Here is an 18,587-nt window from a genome sequence, read left to right as displayed (position 1 = left end):
GCCATTGTCAACGACCGCGGGGCGCCACCGCTTCCCGAGCGCTCAGCCGGCGAGCAGCGCGCTCGGCGCCGGCATCCCCACGTGGTAGCCCTGCGCCAGGTCGACGCCGAGTTGCTGGACGAGCTGCAGGGTGGCCTCGTCCTCGACGAACTCCGCCACGGTCTCGCAGCCGAGCTCGGCGGCCACGTCGACGACCGAGGACACGACGAGCTGGTCCAGGCGGGAGGACGGCAGGTCGCGGACGAAGTCGCCGTCGATCTTCACCACGTCGAGCGGCAGGTGCTTGAGGTAGTAGTACGACGCGGCCCCGCGGCCGAAGTCGTCGAGGGCGAAGCGGCAGCCCAGCGCCCGCAGGTCGCGCGCGAAGCGCTGCGACTCCTCGAGGTTGGCGATCGCCACGGTCTCGGTCACCTCGAAGACGATGCGGGCGGGGTCCGCGCCGTGCTCCTCGATCGTGCGGTCGACCAGGCGGAGCAGCCCGGGCTCGCGCAGCGACTTGGCCGAGACGTTGAGGTGGAACGAGCTGTCCGGGTGCTGCGCCGCGACCGCGATGCCGCTCCCGACGACCCAGCGGTCGACGGCCTGGATGAGGTCGTAGCGCTCCGCGGAGGGGAGGAACGCGTCCGGGGCGACGACCCCGCCGTCCTCGACCATCCGGAGGAGCAGCTCGTAGTGGTCCCGCCCGTCGTGGCGCAGCGGGCGCATCGGCTGGGCCCACAGCGCGAACCCGTCGGTGTCCAGCGCGCTGCGGACCCGCTCCGTCCACGTCGTGCGCCCACCCCGCCGGCGCGCCTCGTCCGCGGGCAGCGGCTCGCGCACGACCGCGCGGTTGCGCCCAGCCTCCTTGGCGTCGTACATCGCGCTGTCCGCGGCGACGACGACGGCGGCGGCGTCCGCCCAGCCCTCGCCGAACACGCAGCCGCCGATGCTGGTGCTGGCCCGGCCCGTACGAGCCCCGGGGACGCGCACCGCGGCGACGGCGGAGACCAGCGACTCCGCCAGGGCCGTCGCGGCCGTGAGGTCCACCTCGCGCAGGAGGACCGCGAACTCGTCCCCGCCGAGCCGGGCCACGACGTCGGTCTCGCGCAGCCGCTCCTGCAGCGCCGCGGCGACGCCCGCGAGCAGCGCGTCGCCCGCCTTGTGCCCCCAGGAGTCGTTGACGTGCTTGAAGTTGTCGAGGTCGAGCACGAGCAGGCCGTGCGTGCCGCCGTAGCGGGCGGCGCGCTGCAGCTCGAGCTCGACCTCCTCCTCGAAGCGCGCGCGGGTGACGAGCCCGGTGAGCTGGTCGTGCTCGGCGAGGTGGCGCAGGCGGTGCTCCGCGTGCCGCTGCTCGGTGACGTCGCGCACCCCTAGGCCGACGGCGTACGGCTCGCCGCGCCAGTCGCGCAGCCCGAACGCCGTCAGCCGGAGGACCCGCTCGCGGGCCTCGCTGCGCAGCGCGACCTCGACGTCGGTCGTCTCCGCACCGGCCATGGCGTGGCGGACGAGCGGAGCGACCTGCTCGGCGACTGCGGGCGGCACGACGTCGTCGAGCGCGTCACCCGCGGCGCCGCGGCTCCCGACGAGCCGGCCGAGGGGCTCGTTGCACCAGAGCACCTTCAGCTCGGGGCTCAGCACCGCCAGGCCGGACGGGCTGCGGTCGAGCAGCTCGAGCAGGAGGTCGGGGGCCGGGACGTCGGCGCGGCCGGTGACCCGCTCGGTGAGCTCGCGCAGCGAGCGCCGCAGCTGCAGCTGGGTTCGCACCTCCTCGGCCGCGGCGCGCAGGGCCTCCGCCTCCTCCGGCAGCAGCTCGCGCGGCTCGTCGTGGACGACGCAGACGGCGCCGAGCGCTGCTCCTGACGCGTCGACCAGCGGAGCACCGGCGTAGAAGCGGACGTGGTCGGGGCCGGTGACGTAGGGGTTGTCCCGGAAGCGCGGGTCCGCGGTGGCGTCGGGGACGACGAGCAGGTCGGGCTCGTGCATCGTACGGGCGCAGAAGGAGACCTCGCGCGGCGTCTCGCGCTCCTCGAACCCCCAGCGCGACTTGAACCACTGCCGCTCGCGGTCGACGAGTGTGACGAGGGCGGTCTTCGTCCCGAAGCGCTCCGCCAGTGCGCGCGTCACCTGGTCGTAGGCCGCCTCGGGCGGCGTGTCCAGGACGGCGTACGAGTCCAGGACCGCCAGCCTGGCGTCCTCGGCGAGCTGCTGCACCGCGTGGCCTCCCCTATGAGCGCGCGACGCTGCGTAGTCTGCCCACCGCAGCGCGTGATAGTCCACCTGGACTACCCGTGTCACCCGTCCGAGGCGACCGGCGCGACCCCCGTGATGCGCGCGACCGAGAACGTGCGCACCGACTCGGTGAGGTGGTCGTACGCCGTGAGGAAGCCGCCCTCGAAGCTCATCGGCTCCACGACCCGCTCGGTGGCGCTGGCCTCGGCGTTGACGTAGCCGATGACGAGCGGCGTGCCCTCGCGCAGGGCCTCGCGGAGCAGCGGGACCGCCTCGGCCGAGGTGGTGCGCGGCAGCCGCGACGCGCTCGACTGCTGCTCCCGCCGCGACGCGACCGCCACCGCCACGCGGTCCCCGGCGCGCAGCGCGCGCACGGCGGCGCGCAGGGTCGCGGGGGGCGGGGTGAGCACGTCGGACACGAGCCGCGGCGGGCGCGGGCGGGCCGGGGCGCGGCGGCTGTCGGGACGGCGGACGACCACCTCGCCCTCGGGCGACTCCGCCGCCGGCGAGAGCCCGATCGCGCGGAGCCGCTCGAGCACGACGTCGACGGGGGACTGCGCGGCGAGCACGGTGGGGGCGAGCCGCCGGAGCCGCAGCTGGGCGGCGCGGCGGTCGGCGAGCACCTCCTCCAGCACCGAGGGGTCGTCGCAGCGGACGTACGAGCTCGCGACGCCCACGCGCACCCGGCCGTACCTCCGGGCGACGTCGTCGACGAGGTACGTCAGCGGCTGCGGCACCGGTGTGCGCGAGTGCTGGCGGAACAGCGCGTGCAGGTCCTCCGCGCTGCGCCCCGCGTCGAGCGCGCGGCGCACGGAGGCGGGGGTGAAGCGGTAGACGGTGGCGCCGCCGGTGCTCTCGACGTCCGCGGCGAGCGCGAGCTCCCGGGCCAGCGCTGGCACGAGCGGGCCGGGGGCCACCGCGGTGAGGTCGGCCTGGAGCAGGACCTCCTCGACGGGCTGGGGGAGCATCGGCGCGAGCGTCTCGGCGGCGTCGTCGTCCAGCCCGGCGACGAGCACCCGCCCGTGCGGGGTGAGCGCGCCCTGGCCGGTGAGCCCCACCTGCTCGGCCTCGAGCAGCGCGGTCCGGACCAGCTGGTCGCGGGTGCGCGGGGTGCGGCGCGGGCGGTGCCACGTGAGCCGCGCGAGCAGCGACTCCGGGGTCGCGCCCGCGCCGGGCGGCAGCTCGGCGAGCGCGCCCAGCACGGCGAGCCGCAGCTCCGGCGCGGCGGAGCGGTCGAGCCCGGGGCCGAGCGCGTTGAGCGGCTTGTCGCGGTCGTCGCGCTCGCCGACGAGGCTCGCGACGCGGGTCGTGGCGAGCCACGCCGCGGCGAGGGGCACCCAGCGCTCGGCGACGGGCAGCGAGGCCCAGGCGTCGTACGCGGGAGTGGGCAGCCACTCGTCGCCCTCCGCGCCGGTCGCGAGCAGCCCAGCGGCGTGCGCGACCTCGATGACGAGCGCGGCGGCCTGGTCGTCGAGGTCGAGCGCCTGCCCGGCGCGGCGCAGCTCGCGCACGGCGAGGCCGCCCTGGCGCAGCACCTGCGGGGGCTCGACGCCCCACGCCTCCAGCAGGTCCTCCGTGCGGCGGACGAGCTCGGCCGCCGCCTCGGCGCCCGCGCGGGCGTGCGCCTGCGCGCCGGCGCGGCCGGGGAGGGCACCGCGGCGTACCTCGTCGAGGGGCGGCGGCGCTGGCGCCGGCTCCGCGTGCACGCGCCCGCCGCGCAGGACGAGCGCGACCTCCTGCGGCAGGGTCACGGTGTCCGCGCCCGTGGGGACGAGCAGCCCGTGCGCGAGCAGCCAGTCCACCGGCGTGCGCGCGCTCTCCGGGTCGACGGTGCGGCGGGCGTCGCTGACCGCGCCGGAGGGCGGCCCCCAGACGAGCCGCTGCAGGGCGTCGCGCGCGCCCTCGGGCGCGCCCGCCAGGAGCCGCTCGACGGTGCGCGCGCTCGCGAGCTTCGCCGCGACGATCGCGGCGTCCTTCGTCACGTCGCCCGTGGGCTTGCGGCCCAGGGCGCGCACGACCCGGGCGACGCCCTCCGGCGACGCGCCGGCGAGCAGGGTCTGCACCGGCGCACCGAGGCCGGCCGGGTCGCGGGTGGTGGCGCGGACCGCGCGGACGAGGTGGAGCTCGTCGGGCGCGCCCCAGAGCAGGCCGAGGTCGCGCAGCAGGGCCAGGGCCCGCGTGGGGTCGGCGCCCCAGCGCTCGGCGACCTGCGCGGGGGTCGTCGGCTCCGGCAGCGTGCAGAGCACCTCGACGACCTGCAGGCAGCCGGCGTCGAGCCGGTCGAGGGCGCGCCCGACGCTGGCCGGACTGGTCGCGCGGGTGGCGAGCGCCGTCATGTCGCCCGGCACCGGCGTCACGAGGTCGGCGCGGGCCTCCAGGAGCGCGGAGAGCGCCTCGTCGTCGCGGGCGCGCAGGTCGTCGGCGAGGCTGCGCGGCGGGGGTGCGTCCGTCGGCGTCGTCTGGTCGTCGGGGCTCGTCGGTCCGGTGGGCCCGGTCGGCTCGTTGGGTGTGGTCACGCGGCTCCGTGCGCTCGTCAGGCGCGGCGGCTGCGCGCGCTGGCGAGCAGGCCGGCCAGGCTGGTGCCGAGCCCCAGCGGGGCGAGCAGCGAGAGCAGGTAGGCCTCGACCGGGAAGCGGTGCAGGCCCAGGAGGAACGGCGCGAGCGTCCCGAGGCAGGCGAGCACGCCGAGGACGAACAGCGCACCGCCGACGGCGACGAGCAGGTCCCCGGGGCGGCGGTCGCCGGAGGCGGGGGAGGAGGGCATCCTGCAAGCGTAGTCCGCGCTCCGCCGCCGGGCGTCCCGTGCGCGGCGGGGGTAACCTGACCGCCGCCCGCGCGTACGGTGCGGCGGAGGCGGAGGTGGCCCGGTGCCGACCGGCAAGGTGAAGTGGTACGACACGGAGAAGGCGTTCGGCTTCGTCACCAGCGACGAGGGCGAGGACGTGTTCGTCCACGTGTCGGCCCTGCCCGAGGGGACCACTGCGCTGAAGCCCGGGCAGCGGATCGAGTTCGGCATCGCCCAGGGCCGCCGGGGCAACCAGGCGCTCTCGGTCCGGCTGCTCGAGGCCCCGCCCTCGCTGGCCAAGGCCGCCCGCCGCGACCCCGACGACCTCGTCCCGATCGTCGAGGACCTCATCCGCCTGCTCGACGGCGTCGGCGGGGCGCTGCGCCGCGGGCGCTACCCGGACAAGGCGAGCGGGGCGAAGGTCGCCGCGGTGCTGCGCGCGGTCGCGGAGGACCTGGACGCGTAGGGCGCGGCTCGGCGCCGGGCGGGCTGGTGCGCGGGCGGGCTGGGAAGTTGATCAGGTAGCCCGATCACCGTCGAGCCCGACCGCAGGGGCTGACCCCTGGCGGTACGAGATCTCGTGCTGTCGGCGTACACCTCGTGCGTCGGCGCCCGTTCGCAGCCGCTCGGTACGCCGCCGCATCCACTACGGGGCGGCCACCCGCTCGGCCTCGCGGACCTCGACCCCTGCGACGGCACCTGCCGCTCAGCCCCAGCTGGTGGTCGGCACGAGCAGATGGGGGTCACCCCGAGGAGATCCACTCGGCATCAGCCCCCTTCGATCGGGGACCCCGATCAAACGGGCTCGATCACGCGGGCCCTAGACCGCCGCGCGCCGGCCGACGAGGACAGCGCCGCCGTGCACGGCCAGGCCCAGCACCGCCAGCCCCGCCCCGACCACCGCGGGCGCGGTGTAGCCGTGGCCCGCGGCGATGACGACGCCGCCGAGCCAGGCGCCGAGCGCGTTGGCGATGTTGAGCGCGGAGTGGTTCGAGGCCGCGGCGAGCGCCTGCGCGTCGTCGCCCGCGACGTCCATGAGCCGCATCTGCAGCGCGGGGATCGTGGCCGAGCCGATGCCGCCGATGAGGACGACGTCGAGCGCAGCGGGGACGACGTAGTGGGCCGCCTGCGTGAACACCAGCAGCGCCACGATGAACGCCACCAGCCCGAGCGCGACCGTGCGGTCCACCGACCAGTCGGCGAGCCGGCCGCCGGCGAGGTTGCCCAGCGTCATCCCGAGGCCGAACAGCGCCAGCACCACCGGGACCGCGGCCTCCTCGTAGCCCGTCACCTTCGTCAGCGTCGGCGTGATGTAGCTGTAGACCGCGAAGAACCCGCCGAACCCCACCGAGCCCGTCAGCAGCGTCAGCAGCACCTGCGGGCTGCGCAGCGCGGTCAGCTCGCGCGCCGGGCTCGCGCCGTCGACGACCGGCACGGGCGGCACGGCGTACGCGATGGCGGCGACGGTCAGCACGCCGATGCCCGCGACCACCGCGAACGCCGCCCGCCAGCCGAGGTGCTGGCCGAGCAGCGTGCTGAGCGGGACGCCCGCGAGGTTGGCGATCGTGAGCCCGGTCATCACCATGGAGACGGACCAGCCGCGGCGCGACACGGGCACGAGCGAGGCCGCGACGACCGCGGCGATGCCGAAGTACGCGCCGTGCGGCAGCCCGGAGGCGAAGCGCGCGAGCAGCAGGGAGTGGTAGCCCGGCGCGACGGTCGAGCCCAGGTTGCCGAGCGCGAAGGCGACCATGAGGAGGAGCAGCACGAGCTTGCGGGGCAGCTTGGCGGTCGCGACGGCGAGCAGCGGGGCGCCGACGACCACGCCGAGGGCGTACGCGCTGATGAGGTGCCCGGCGGTCGGGATCGAGACGTGCACCCCGGAGGCGATGTCGGGCAGCACGCCCATCGTCGCGAACTCCGTCGTGCCGATCCCGAAGCCGCCCAGCGCGAGCGCGAGCAGGCTGAGGGCGAGCGGCCGGTGAGCGGCGGTGACGTCGAGGTCGTCCTCGAGCACGGGGTCGAGCGAGTCGAGCGTCACGGGGTCTCCTCAGCGGGGGCGGGCGTGCCGCCACCACCTCGTGACGCCGTCCCCGGCGCCAACACCGGAGGACCGGCGAACGATACCCGCGCTCAGCCCGCTGCGCCGACCGCCGCCAGGATCGCCGCCCGCGTCGGCCGGTCGTCGATCTCCATGAAGCGCTGCGGGCCCGCGAGCGGCTCGAACCCGACCCGGGCGTACACCTCGTGGGCGTCGCGCGTCCCGAGCAGGAAGCGCTGCACCCCCTCCGCGCGCAGGTCCGCCACCGCCTCGGCGACCATCCACTGCCCCAGCCCGCGGCCGCGGTGCTCCTCGGCGACGAACACGTCGCACACCCAGGCGAACGTCGCCCCGTCGGTCACCACGCGGGTGACGGCCACGTGCTCGCCGTCGTGCAGGACGGACCACACCCGGGACCCCGCGAAGGCGCGCTCGGTCACCTCGCGGGCCCGGCCGGTCGCCCAGTACGACTCGACGGAGAGCCACTGGTGGACGCGGTCGAGGTCGAGGTCGGCCGGGTCGGTGCTCATGGCGTAGCCGTCTCTCGTGCGCACGGCGCCATCGTCCCAGCGGGCGGAGGTCGGTCGCCGGGGCGTCCACGTGCCGGACCGTCGGTGGCGTGGGGCAGGCTGGCGCCGTGCCGTTCACGCCCGTCGCCCCCGCCGACCTCGACTCCGCCGCCACCCGCGTCGTCACCGCCCTGGCCGGTCCGGGCGCCGTGCCGCGCGACGACCAGGTAGCGGCGGCCCGGGCGCTCGTCGTCGAGGGCAGGCGCACGCTCGTGGTCCAGGCCACCGGGTGGGGCAAGTCGGCGGTCTACCTGCTCGCGACCGCGGCGACGCGCGGAGCCGGTGGCGGGCCGACGCTCGTCGTCTGCCCGCTGCTGAGCCTCATGCGCGACCAGGTCGCCGCGGCGGAGCGGGCCGGCGTCCGCGCGGCCGCCCTCCACAGCGGCAACGTCGACGACTGGCCGCGGGTGGAGCAGGAGCTCGCCGCCGACCGCGTCGACCTGCTGCTCGTCTCGCCCGAGCGGCTGGCCAACCCGCGCTTCGCCACCCAGGTGCTGCCGGGCCCGCTGGCGCGGGTGGGGCTCGTCGTCGTCGACGAGGCGCACTGCCTGTCGAGCTGGGGCCACGACTTCCGGCCCGACTACCTGCGCCTGTCCCGCGAGCTGTTCGCGGCGCTGCCGGGCGTCCCGGTCCTCGCCACGACGGCGACGGCCAACGCGCGCGTGACCGAGGACGTGGCCGCCCAGCTCGGCGAGGGCACCGTGACGCTGCGCGGGCCGCTCGCCCGGGCCTCGCTCACGCTCGCGGTCGTGCCGGGGCTCGCGCCCCTGGAGAGGTACGCGTGGGTGGCCGAGGCGCTGCGCGCGCTGCCCGGCTCGGGGATCGTCTACGTCCTCACCGTCGCCGAGACCGAGCGGCTCGCGGGGTTCCTCGCCGAGCAGGGGATGGCCGTGCGGGCCTACTCCTCGAAGCTCGAGCCGGAGGACCGGCTGCGCGTGGAGGACGCGCTGCGCGCCAACGAGCTCAAGGCGGTGGTCGCGACGAGTGCGCTCGGGATGGGCTTCGACAAGCCCGACCTGGCCTTCGTCGTCCACGTCGGCTCGCCCGCGAGCCCCGTCGACTACTACCAGCAGGTGGGCCGCGCCGGCCGCGGCATCGACTCCGCGGTCGCGGTGCTGCTCCCGGCGGCGGAGTCCGACGAGCGGATCTGGCAGCACTTCGCGACCGCGAGCCTGCCCGACCCGCGGGCGGTCGACGCGGTGCTCGCCGAGCTCGGGGCCAGCGAGGAGCCGCTGAGCGTCCCGGCCCTCGAGGCCGCCACGGGCGTGCGCCGCACCCGCATCGAGGCGCTGCTCAAGCTGCTGGCCGTCGACGGTGCGGTGGCGCGCGCCGGCAGCGCGTGGCGCGCGACGGGGACGGGCTGGCGCTACGACGCCGAGCGCTTCGACCGGCTGCGCGCCGCGCGGGAGGCCGAGGCGCAGGTCATGCGCGACTACGCCGCGGGGCGCGCGTGCCTCATGGCCTTCCTGCAGCGGGCCCTCGACGACCCCGACCCGCAGCCCTGCGGCCGCTGCTCGGTGTGCACCGGGCAGCTGCCGCCCCCCGGCCGCGGCGTGCCGGCGGAGACCGTCGCCGCCGCCCAGCGCTCGCTGCGCGGGCGCGACGTCGTGCTCGACCCCCGCCGGATGTGGCCCTCGGCCGTGCCCGACCGGCGCGGCCGCATCGGCCCCTCGCTCCAGGCGGAGCCCGGACGCGCGCTCGCCTACGCCGACGACCCCGCGTGGGGCGACGTCATCGGCCGGCTCGGCGACGGGGACGGCGAGGTGCCGGACGAGGTCGTCGAGGGGCTGGTCGCGGTGCTATCCCGCTGGCGCCGCGAGTGGGGCGAGCGGCCGGTGGCCGTCGTGCCGGTGCCGTCGCGCACGCGGCCGCGGCTGGTGGCCTCGCTCGCCGCGCGCATCGGCGAGGTCGGGCGGCTGCCCGTGCTCGACCTGCTCGAGGCCGCCGGCCCACCACCGCCGCGCGACGTCGCCAGCGGTGCCCGGGCGGCCGGCGTGCTCGCCGGCCTGCGGGTGCGCAGCGGCGCGCAGCCGCCCGACGGCCCGCTGCTGCTCGTCGACGACGCCTGGGCGACCGGCTGGACCGCGACCGTCGCCGCGGTGCTGCTCCGGGAGGCCGGGGCCCCCGCGGTGCTACCCCTGGTGGTGCACCAGCGGCCCTGAGCCCTCGGGCCGCCGCTCGAGCGCGGGGGCGGCGAGGCTCGCGAGCATGCGCAGGGCGTCCTCGTCGGCGCTGCCCGGAGCGGCGCTCGTCGCGACGACCAGCAGGTCGGGGTCCTCGGGGACGGTGAGCACCTGCTGGGCGAGGGTGAGCCGGCCGACCTGCGGGTGGTCGAAGGCGTACGACACCGGCACGCAGTGGCGCACCGGGTGCTCGGCCCAGAAGCGCGCGAACTCCGCGCTCGCCACGCTGAGCTCGCCGACCAGCGCGGGCAGGGCGGGGTCGTCGGGGTGCTTGCCGGCGGTGAGCCGGAGGTACGCCACGCACGAGCGCGCCTTCGCCTCCCAGTCGACGTAGAGCCGGCGGGTCGGCTCGTCGCGGAAGAGCAGCCGCGGCACGCTCGGCCGCCGCTCCGGGTCGTCGACGGACGCCGGGTCGAGGTGGCCGGCGAGCAGTGCGTGCCCCAGCCGGTTCCACGCGAGCACCTTGCCCCAGCGGCCGAGCACCCAGACCGGCGCGTCGCCCAGGGCGAGCACCAGCTGGCGCAGGCCGGGGGAGAGGGCGGCGGCCGGCGGGCGCGTCCGCCGTCCCGGGGCCGTGCGCAGCAGCCGGCGCAGGTGCGCGCGCTCGTCGGGCTCGAGGCGCAGCGCCCGCGCGACCGACGCCACGACGTCGTCGGAGACCCCGCCGGCGAGCCCCTGCTCGAGGCGGACGTAGTACGACGCGCTGACGCCGGCGAGCTGCGCCAGCTCCTCGCGGCGCAGGCCGGGCACGCGCCGGCGCTCGCCGTAGGCCACCAGCCCCACGTCCTCGGGCTGGAGCCGCGCGCGGCGGGAGCGGAGGAACTCGGTGAGCTCGGACCTCGCCGTCATGGTCCGAGCATCGCAGCGCGGGCCGGGCTCGGGCCAGGGCGCTGGCTGCCACTGCCAGTGGTAGCCACCGCAGTGACCTGGGTGCAGGACCTGCGGGCGGCGACGGTGGGGACGTCCCTCGACCCGAACGGAGTCCCATGACCGTCCTCGACACGACCGCCGGGCTGCCGGCCGACCCGCAGCGGGAGCGGGCCGCGCCGGCGGGCGAGCGGCTGACCCGGCGCCAGGGCCTGCTGCTCGTGCTGCTGCTCGGCACCCAGTTCATGCTCGCGGTCGACTTCTCCATCCTCAACGTCGCGCTGCCGGCCGTCGGCCGCGGCGTCGGGCTGGCCGACCACGACCTCGCCTGGGTGGCGACCGCGTTCGCGCTGCCCGCGGCGGGGCTCACCCTGCTGTTCGGGCGGGTCGCCGACCTGTTCGGCCGGCGCAGCCTCTTCCTCGCCGGGCTCGCCCTGCTGGCCGCCGGCTCGCTCGTCGGCGGGCTCGCCGGCAGTCCTGCGGTGCTGCTCGGCGCGCGCGTCGTGCAGGGGCTCGCCGCCGCGATGGCGACGCCGGCCGCGCTCTCGCTGCTGACCACGTCCTTCCCGGAGGGACCGCTGCGCCGCCGCGCGCTCGGGCTCAACGGTGCGCTGCTCTCGGGCGGCTTCACCGTCGGCGCGCTGCTCGGCGGCCTGCTCACCTCCGCGCTGTCCTGGCGCTGGGCGTTCCTCGTCAACGTGCCGGTCGCGATCGCCGTGCTCGCCGCCGTGCCGCGCGTCGTCCCGGCCGGCCGCCCCGAGGGTGCGCGCCCCCGGCTCGACGTCCCCGGCGCCGCGAGCGTCACCGGAGGGCTGCTCGCCCTCGTCTACGGCCTCACCTCCGCCGGGCGCGACGGGTGGGGCGACCCGCGTACGCTGCTCGCCCTCGCCGCCGCGGCGGCCCTGCTCGCGGTCTTCGTCGCGGTCGAGCGGCGCGCCGCGGAGCCGCTCGTCGCCCTGCCCGTGCTGCGCCGCCGGACGGTCGCGTGGGGCAACACCGGGCTGTTCCTCGTCTTCAGCCTGGAGAGCTCGGTCGTCTTCGTCATGACGCTGTACGCGCAGGACGTCCTCGGCTTCTCGGCGCTCGCCACGGGCCTGGCGTTCGGCCTGCCGGGGACGGCGGCGGTGCTCGCGGGCATGGTCGCGCCGCGGGTGCTCGGACGCCTCGGCGTGGCCCGTACGCTCGCGGTCGGCCTGCTCGTCCAGGGGCTCGCGAACGCCCCGCTGCTCCTCGTCGGGCTGCACCGCTGGGGGCTGGTGCTGCTCGCGGGCGTGCTGTTCGCCGGCTTCTTCGGGCACGTCAGCGCGATCGTCGCCGCGACCGTCACCGCGACGAGCGGGCTGCCGGACGACGAGCAGGGGCTCGCGACGGGGCTCACCACGCTCACCCAGCAGGTCGGCATCACGCTCGGCATCCCGCTGCTCGGCGCGGTGCTGACGGCGCGGCGCGGCGCCCTCGACGCGCTGCCGCCGCGGGAGGCGCTGCTCGGCGGCGTGCACGCCGCGCTGCTCGTCGACGTGGTGGCGACGCTGGCGGGCGCGGTCGTGGTCGGGGCGGCGCTGCGCCGGCGCTAGCGGAGCTCGGAGGCCAGCAGGGGCCCGACGGCGGCCTGCAGGCCGTCCGTGCCGGCCGCGGCGAGCGCGAGGAAGGGGCGGCGGTGGGCGGCGGCCGCGGCCGCCGCCCCCGCGGCGACCGGCCCGGCCTGGCCCTCCGCGGACCCCGGCACGCGGCCCTGCGCGAGCGCGACCAGCCAGTCGTCGCCGGCGAACGTCGTCGGCCCGGCCTGCACGTCGATGCCCAGCACGAGGTCGGGGAGCAGCCGGTTGACCGCGATCCCGGTGGCGCAGGCCGCGTCGGCGGTGCCGCCGGGGGTCCCGTCGGGCCGCGCGGTCAGCAGCACGAGGGTGCCGACGCCGCACTCGGCGACGCGGGTCTCGGCGTACGGCGCCAGCCGGGCGAGCCGCGGGTGCTCCGGGATGGTGAGCCCGGCGAGGACCGCGTCGCGCTCGCCCGTCCCGGCGACGACGGCGACGACCCTCACGGGACGAGTCGGAACTTCCAGATGCCGCGCGGCTGCTGGCCCGACTCGTCGAAGGCCACGACCTGGAGCACGACGCCCGTCTCCGGCACCGTGCCGCCGTTGAGCGGCAGGCGGAACCAGCTCTCGGTGAGGGTCTTCTGCGTGACGGGCTGCGCCTGGCCGGACTGGCTCACGTAGACCTGCCAGCCCGCCTGGCGGACCGCCTTGTCGACGCTGATGCCGATGCGGCTGGCGGATCCCGCGGACACCTTCGGCCCGTCGCCCGTGCAGCTCTGCTCCTGCACCGGGGTGGAGGAGTGCTGGGACCAGCAGGCCGCCTCGATCCGGTGGGACGAGCCCTCGCCGACGACCGTGATGCCGGGCACCGGCTTGTCGCAGCCGGCGAGGACGAACGGTGAGACCAGGGCGAGCCCGGCGAGGGCGCGCGCGGAACGGGGTGCTGGCACGCGGAAGAACCTACCCGGCCGGGGCGGGTCCCGCCTGCGCCGGGGGCGGCACCCGGCGGCTCCGGCGCCCGCTCGTGGCCACGACGACGAGCGTGGCGGCGAGCACGAGCGCGGCCAGCCCGAGGGCGAGCCCGCCGTGCGGCGGCAGCAGCGTCCCGGCACCCGCGCCCACCACCCATGACAGCTGGAGCAGCGTCTCCGAGCGGGCGAAGGCGGACGCGCGCACCTCGCCCGGGACGTCGCGCTGGATCAGCGCGTCGAGCGCGAGCTTCGCCAGCGTCTGGGCGAGGCCGGCGACCACGGCGACCGCGAGCACGGCCACGAGCCCGAACAGCAGCCAGCCGAGGGCCGCGGCGACCGTCGTGCCGAGCAGGCTGACGAGCACCGTGCCCTCCGGCGGACGCGCCCGCAGCGCGGAGCCCAGCGAGGCTCCGACGGCGCTGCCGATGCCGGCCGCTGCGGCCGCAGCGGCGAGCAGGCCCGTCGCGGGCAGCCCGGCGAGCGGGTGCGCGCGCAGCAGGAAGGCCAGGTGGAGCAGGAGGAAGCCGGCGAACGCGCGTACGGCCGCGTTGGCCCGCAGCGCGCGGACGACGGAGGGGCCGACGGCCTGGGCGCGCTTCTCCCGGCCCTCGCGCAGCCGCGGGCCTAGCCCGGACGCGCGCGGGCCCCGCGGCTCCGGCGGGGGCACCTCGTCGTCCTCGCGCAGGGCGGCGGGGCGTACGCGCTCGTCGTCCAGGCGCGCCGGCAGCCGCACCGCCAGCACCCCGCCCACGACGAACACGACGGCCGCGAGCCGCAGCGCCCAGTCCGGCCCGAACAGCCGCACGACCCCTGCGCCCACGGGTCCCATGACGGTGAGCGCGACCAGCGACGCGAGCGACACGCGCGAGTTGGCGGTGACCAGGTCGAGCCCGCGGGGGAGCAGGCGGGGCATGGCGGCGGCGCGGGCCACGCCGTACGCCTTGACGCCGACGAGCACCCCGAAGGCCGCCGGGTAGAGCCGCAGCGGGTCCTCGGTGCCGGCGACCGCGCCGGCCATGACGAGCGCGAGCAGGGCCCGCAGGCCGAACGTCGCCGCCATCGCGAAGCGCCGCCCGTGCCCGAGCCGGTCGAGCGCGGGCCCGACGACCGGGGCGAGCACGGCGAACGGCGCCATGGTGACGAGCAGGTAGACCGCGACGCGGCCGCGCGCCTGCCCGGTCGGCACGGAGAAGAACAGCGTGCCCGCCAGCGAGACCGTGACGATGGCGTCGCCGGCGGAGCCGAGCGCGGTGAGGTCGATGAGCTTGGCGAGACCGGTCTCGCCGGCGCCGTGCGAGCGGACGAAGCGCCGCGTCGCCCGCCACCCGACGCGGGTCAGGGCCGCGGTCTCGCGGGCGGCGGTGCCCGCGGCCCGGGCGACGCCGCGCGCGTGCGCCCCTGCGGTGTCGCCCGCGGGAGGAGGCGCGTCGTCGGGGGCGGTCACGGCGCCCATCCTGCCGCCCGGGAGGAGCGCGGCGCGCAGGAGTGCGAGGATGCGTGTCGTGCCCCCTGCGCTCGATGACCCTGCCGACACCGCTGTCGACGACCCCGCTGTCGACGACGCCGGTGCCGTCGTCGACGGGACCGACGCGCCCTCCCGCCCGGTGCGCGCCGCCCGCGCCCGCAAGCCCACCGTCGACGCCGTCTGCGCCGCCGCTGTCGACCTCGCCCGCGCGGCGGCCGAGGAGATGGCCGCGGACGCGCCCGAGGCGGGCGGCGTCGGCGAGCACCTCGGCGTCGCGCCCGAGGGCGACCGGCTGGTGAGCCACGAGTTCGCCTGCACGCTGCGCGGCTACGCCGGCTGGCGCTGGGTCGTCGTCGTGGGCCGCGCGCCGCGGCAGAAGCAGGCCACGGTCGTCGAGTCCGCCCTGCTCCCCGGCCCCGACGCGCTGCAGGCGCCGACGTGGGTGCCGTGGAGCGAGCGGCTGCGCCCGGGCGACCTCGGCGTCGGCGACCTGCTGCCCCCGGAGCCCGACGACCCCCGCCTGGCCCCCGGCTGGACCGGTGGCGCGTCCCCCGACCTCACCGACGACGACGCCGCCGAGGTGTGGGAGCTGGGCCTCGGCCGCGCGCGCGTGCTCTCGCTGGCCGGGCGCGGCGACGCCGCCGAGCGCTGGTACGCCGGGGACGGCGGCCCGCTCGCCCCCGTCGCCGTGGCCGCGCCCGGGCAGTGCTCCACCTGCGGGTTCCTCGCGCCGCTGCGCGGCTCGCTCGGGCAGGCCGTCGGCGTCTGCGCCAACGAGCTCTCCCCCCGGGACGGCCAGGTCGTCGCGCTCGACTACGGCTGCGGCGCGCACTCGGAGGCCGCGGTGCCCCGCGAGTCCGTGGCTCCCGCGCCGCCCGTGCTCGACGAGCTGGGGATCGAGGTCGTGGCCGTCGGCGTCGCGCAGCCGGCCGTGATCGAGGAGAGCGCGGCCGACGACGCGGAGCGCACGCCTTCGGACGCGCCCGCCGCACCGGCGGAGGGCTGACGCCGCCGGCCGACCCCTTCGGCACCGCGCAGCTGCGCGGTGCCGTGCTGGACGCGTGGGCCGCCTCGCCCGCGCGCTTCCGCGAGGACGCCAACGCCGAGGAGGAGCTCGCCCTCGGCGGCTACCGCGACCGGCTGGTCGTCGAGCTCGCGCAGAACGCCGTCGACGCCGCGTCCCGCGCGGGCGTCCCCTGCCGGCTGCTGCTCCGGCTCGAGCAGGGCACCCTCGTCGCGGCCAACACCGGAGCGCCGCTGGACGCGGCCGGCGTCGCCGCCCTCAGCACGCTGCGCGCCTCGGCCAAGCGCGACGACGACGCGGTCGGCCGCTTCGGGCTCGGCTTCGCCGCCGTGCTGCCCGCCAGCGACGAGCCCCGCATCGGGTCGCGGGCCACGGGCGGGGTGGGCTGGTCGCGCGGAACTGCGTACGCGCTGGCGGCGGGCGTGCCCGCCCTGGCCGAGGAGGTGGCGCGCCGGGGCGAGGAGGGCGTGCCCGTGCTCCGGCTGCCGCACCCGGCCGAGGTCGCGGTGCCTGAGGGCTACGACACGGCGGTCGAGCTGCCGCTGCTCTCGGCCGACGTCGTCCGCGCCCAGCTCGCCGCGCTGGGCCAGGAGCTGCTCGTCGCCCTGCCCGGGCTGGCCGAGGTCGTCGTCGAGCTCGGCGGCGCCCGGCGCGTGCTGCGGTCGGAGCCGGTCGAGGGCGGGCTGCTCGTCACCGAGGACGGTGCGGCGACCCGGTGGACCCTGGTGCGCCGCGTCCTCGACGCCGGCCCGGAGCTCCTGGCCGACCGCCCGCTGGAGGAGCGGCGGCGTACGCGCCGGGCCGTCGTCTGGGCGCTGCCCGCGCCTCCCCGCCAGCTCCCCGGGGTGGTGCTCGCGCCCACGCCGACCGACGAGCCCCTCGGCCTCCCGGCGCTGCTCGTCGCCGACCTCCCGCTGGAGCCGACCCGCCGCCGCACGGCTCCAGGTCCGCTGCGCGACGCGGTGGCGCGGGTCGCCGGGGAGGCGTACGCCGCGCTGCTCGAGCGGCTCGCAGCCACCGAGCCCCGGGCTGCGCTCCCGCTGCTCCCGGTGCCGGCCGGCGTCGGGGAGGTCGACGCGCTGGTGCGGGAGGCCGCGTACGCCGCGCTGCGCACCGCCGCCGTCGTCCCCCTCGCCGCCGGCGGGGTGGTCCGCCCGACGGCCGCCGTCCTCGTCGACGCGCCCGCGCCGGCGCTGCCGCTGCTGGGCGACCTGCTCGACGGCGTGGCGGACGGCGCCGTCGCGCCATGGGCGGCGCTCGTGGAGCGGCTCGGCGCGCGGGTGCTCCCGCTCGCCGACGCCGTCGACGCGCTGCCCACCCGTGGCCGGCACGACTGGCCCGCGCTCTACTCCGCGCTCGCGACCGCCCCGGCCGAGGAGCTCGGGGGCCTGCCGGTGCCGCTCGCCGACGGCCGCGTGGTCCGCGGCGCGCGGGGCTGCCTGCTGCTCGACGCCGCTGCTGAGCCGGTCGCCCGGCTGGGGCTGCGTGTCGTCGACGCGGCCGCGGCCCACCCCCTGCTCGAGCGGCTGGGCGCCCGCCGCCTGGCCGTCGCCGACCTGCTCGCGTCCGACGAGCTCGCCGAGGCGGTGCTCGCCGCCCAGGACACCGACGACGAGGCGGAGGTCCGCGCGGTCGCGGACGCCGTGCTGGCGCTGGTCGCGGCAGCGGCGCCGGTGACGCAGCCGCCGTGGCTGCGCGACCTGCTGCTGCCCGACGACGAGGGCGAGCCGACGCCGGCGGGCGAGCTGTGCCTGCCGGGGACGGCGTTCGCCGCCGTCGTCGACGAGGAGGTGCTCGTCCCGGTCGACCCCGCGCTCGTCGAGCGGTGGGGCGCCGACGTCCTCGCGGCGGCGGGGGTCGTGCGCGGACCGGTCGTCGAGGTGCTGCGCGACGTCGTGCTCGACGAGGACTCGGTGCCCGGCTGGCTCCTCCCGTGGGTCGAGGAGGTCGCGCCGCCGGGGCTCCCCGCCCTCGCGCCCGAGCTGCCGGTCGTCCGCGACCTCGACGCGGTGCGCTCCGACGCGTGGCCCGCGGCGCTCGACCTGCTCGCCGGGGAGCCCGACGTGCGCCGGGCGGTGCTCGACCGCGTACGCCTCGTGCTCGCCGACGGGGGCACCGCGGAGGTGGCGTCGCCCGCCGCGGTCGAGCTGCGGGCGCGGGCGCGGCTCGCCGGCCGCCCGCTCCCGTCCTACGCGACGGCCGGCGGGGTGCTCGGCGCCCTGTGGGACCCGCTGCCCGTCCCGGTGGAGCCGGCGCTGGCAGCGGCGCTGGGGGTGCGGACCTCGCTGGACGAGGTGCTCGAGAGCGCCCCCGCCGACCTGCTCGACCGGTGGGGTGACCCGGCCCGTGCGCTCGACCGGGCGCAGCTCGCCGAGGTGCTGCGCGCGCTCGCCGAGCACGCGCCGCAGGTGGGACCGCCGGCCCGCGTCCGCGTCGCCGACGGGACGGGTACGCGGGTGGTCGCCGCCGACGACGCCGTCGTGCTCGACGCACCCGACCTGCTGCCGCTGCTCGCGGACGTGCCCGTGCTGGTGGTGCCGCCGGGCCTGGCGCCCGCGCTCGCCGACGTCCTCGACCTGCCGCTCGCCTCCGAGGAGCTCGACCTCCCCGACCCCTCGGCCGGGGTGGAGCGCGCGACGCCGGACGCCGTACGCGCCCTGCTGCCCGCCGCCCCGCCGACCTGGGTCGAGCACGAGCAGCTGGTGGTCCGCGGCGTCGAGCTCGACTGGCGGGTCGTGGACGGACGGGTGCACGCCGCGACGACGACCGGGCTCGCCGACGGCGCGAGCTGGGTCGCCGGGCAGTGGGCGCGCCGGCACCTGGTCGCCGCCGTGCTCACGGGGGAGCTGGACCTCGGCGCCGCGCTGACCGACCTCGACCTCTCCCCGTGATCATGCAGTTCCTGGGCGCCGCCCCCTCCCCGTGATCATGCAGTTC

At 78.0% G+C, this 18,587-nt stretch carries 14 protein-coding genes; 5 read left to right on the top strand and 9 right to left on the bottom strand.

The features are described 5' to 3' along the window. Nucleotides 1-42: 42 nt before the first annotated feature. From EV189_RS14620 to EV189_RS20280, 3 genes are all read right to left on the bottom strand, one after another. A complete protein-coding gene (locus EV189_RS14620; RefSeq protein ID WP_165400317.1) occupies nt 43-2,190 on the bottom strand; it encodes a putative bifunctional diguanylate cyclase/phosphodiesterase in 2,148 nt (715 codons plus the stop codon). A gap of 80 nt (nt 2,191-2,270) precedes the next feature. After that, complete coding sequence (locus tag EV189_RS14615) at nt 2,271-4,724, bottom strand: helicase-associated domain-containing protein (RefSeq protein WP_130493817.1); 2,454 nt, start codon at nt 4,722-4,724, stop codon at nt 2,271-2,273. A 17-nt stretch (nt 4,725-4,741) separates the two neighbouring features. After that, nucleotides 4,742-4,972, bottom strand: coding sequence for a hypothetical protein (locus EV189_RS20280; RefSeq protein ID WP_165400316.1), 231 nt, complete (start codon nt 4,970-4,972; stop codon nt 4,742-4,744). 103 nt (nt 4,973-5,075) lie between these two features. Between EV189_RS20280 and EV189_RS21165 the strand changes: the two genes are divergently transcribed. Further along, nucleotides 5,076-5,459, top strand: coding sequence for a cold-shock protein (locus EV189_RS21165; protein WP_130493643.1), 384 nt, complete (start codon nt 5,076-5,078; stop codon nt 5,457-5,459). 354 nt (nt 5,460-5,813) lie between these two features. Here EV189_RS21165 and EV189_RS14605 read toward each other — a convergent pair whose 3' ends face one another. Beyond that, a complete protein-coding gene (locus EV189_RS14605; protein WP_231116403.1) occupies nt 5,814-7,034 on the bottom strand; it encodes an MFS transporter in 1,221 nt (406 codons plus the stop codon). A 92-nt stretch (nt 7,035-7,126) separates the two neighbouring features. After that, complete coding sequence (locus tag EV189_RS14600; protein ID WP_130493815.1) at nt 7,127-7,564, bottom strand: GNAT family N-acetyltransferase; 438 nt, start codon at nt 7,562-7,564, stop codon at nt 7,127-7,129. Nucleotides 7,565-7,671: 107 nt separating this feature from the next. Here EV189_RS14600 and EV189_RS14595 point away from each other — a divergent pair, with 107 nt between their 5' ends. Beyond that, nucleotides 7,672-9,765 carry a RecQ family ATP-dependent DNA helicase gene (locus tag EV189_RS14595; protein ID WP_130493642.1) on the top strand — a complete coding sequence of 698 codons (2,094 nt, stop codon included), beginning with the start codon at nt 7,672-7,674 and terminating at the stop codon, nt 9,763-9,765. Here the strand turns inward: EV189_RS14595 and EV189_RS21010 are convergent. Further along, nucleotides 9,736-10,635, bottom strand: coding sequence for a helix-turn-helix domain-containing protein (locus tag EV189_RS21010; RefSeq protein WP_130493641.1), 900 nt, complete (start codon nt 10,633-10,635; stop codon nt 9,736-9,738). The genes EV189_RS14595 and EV189_RS21010 overlap by 30 nt on opposite strands. 137 nt (nt 10,636-10,772) lie before the next feature. On the opposite strand from EV189_RS21010, the gene EV189_RS14585 reads away from it, so the two are divergent. Beyond that, a complete protein-coding gene (locus EV189_RS14585; RefSeq protein ID WP_130493640.1) occupies nt 10,773-12,227 on the top strand; it encodes an MFS transporter in 1,455 nt (484 codons plus the stop codon). On the opposite strand, the gene EV189_RS14580 is transcribed toward EV189_RS14585, so the two are convergent. From EV189_RS14580 to EV189_RS14570, 3 genes are read right to left on the bottom strand one after another with little or no spacing between them, the layout of a single operon-like run. Further along, nucleotides 12,224-12,694 carry a hypothetical protein gene (locus EV189_RS14580; RefSeq protein ID WP_130493639.1) on the bottom strand — a complete coding sequence of 157 codons (471 nt, stop codon included), beginning with the start codon at nt 12,692-12,694 and terminating at the stop codon, nt 12,224-12,226. The two genes, EV189_RS14585 and EV189_RS14580, sit on opposite strands and share 4 nt — an antisense overlap. Continuing rightward, nucleotides 12,691-13,140: a hypothetical protein gene (locus EV189_RS14575; RefSeq protein ID WP_130493638.1), complete on the bottom strand. Its 450-nt coding sequence runs from the start codon at nt 13,138-13,140 to the stop codon at nt 12,691-12,693. The genes EV189_RS14580 and EV189_RS14575 overlap by 4 nt, the downstream gene beginning before the upstream one ends. Nucleotides 13,141-13,150: 10 nt before the next feature. Beyond that, entirely contained in the window at nt 13,151-14,614 is a 1,464-nt protein-coding gene (locus tag EV189_RS14570) for an MFS transporter (RefSeq protein WP_130493637.1), read from the bottom strand. Nucleotides 14,615-14,654: 40 nt separating this feature from the next. Here EV189_RS14570 and EV189_RS14565 point away from each other — a divergent pair, with 40 nt between their 5' ends. Beyond that, entirely contained in the window at nt 14,655-15,632 is a 978-nt protein-coding gene (locus EV189_RS14565; protein ID WP_130493636.1) for a DUF3027 domain-containing protein, read from the top strand. A 44-nt stretch (nt 15,633-15,676) separates the two neighbouring features. Then, a complete protein-coding gene (locus EV189_RS14560) occupies nt 15,677-18,541 on the top strand; it encodes a sacsin N-terminal ATP-binding-like domain-containing protein (RefSeq protein ID WP_231116400.1) in 2,865 nt (954 codons plus the stop codon). The last annotated feature ends 46 nt before the right edge of the window (nt 18,542-18,587 follow it).

Origin of the sequence: Motilibacter rhizosphaerae (assembly GCF_004216915.1) — a bacterium.
Lineage (GTDB): Bacteria > Actinomycetota > Actinomycetes > Motilibacterales > Motilibacteraceae > Motilibacter > Motilibacter rhizosphaerae.
Note: the sequence above shows the minus strand (reverse complement) of the source record. Positions and strands in the feature narration are given on the sequence as shown.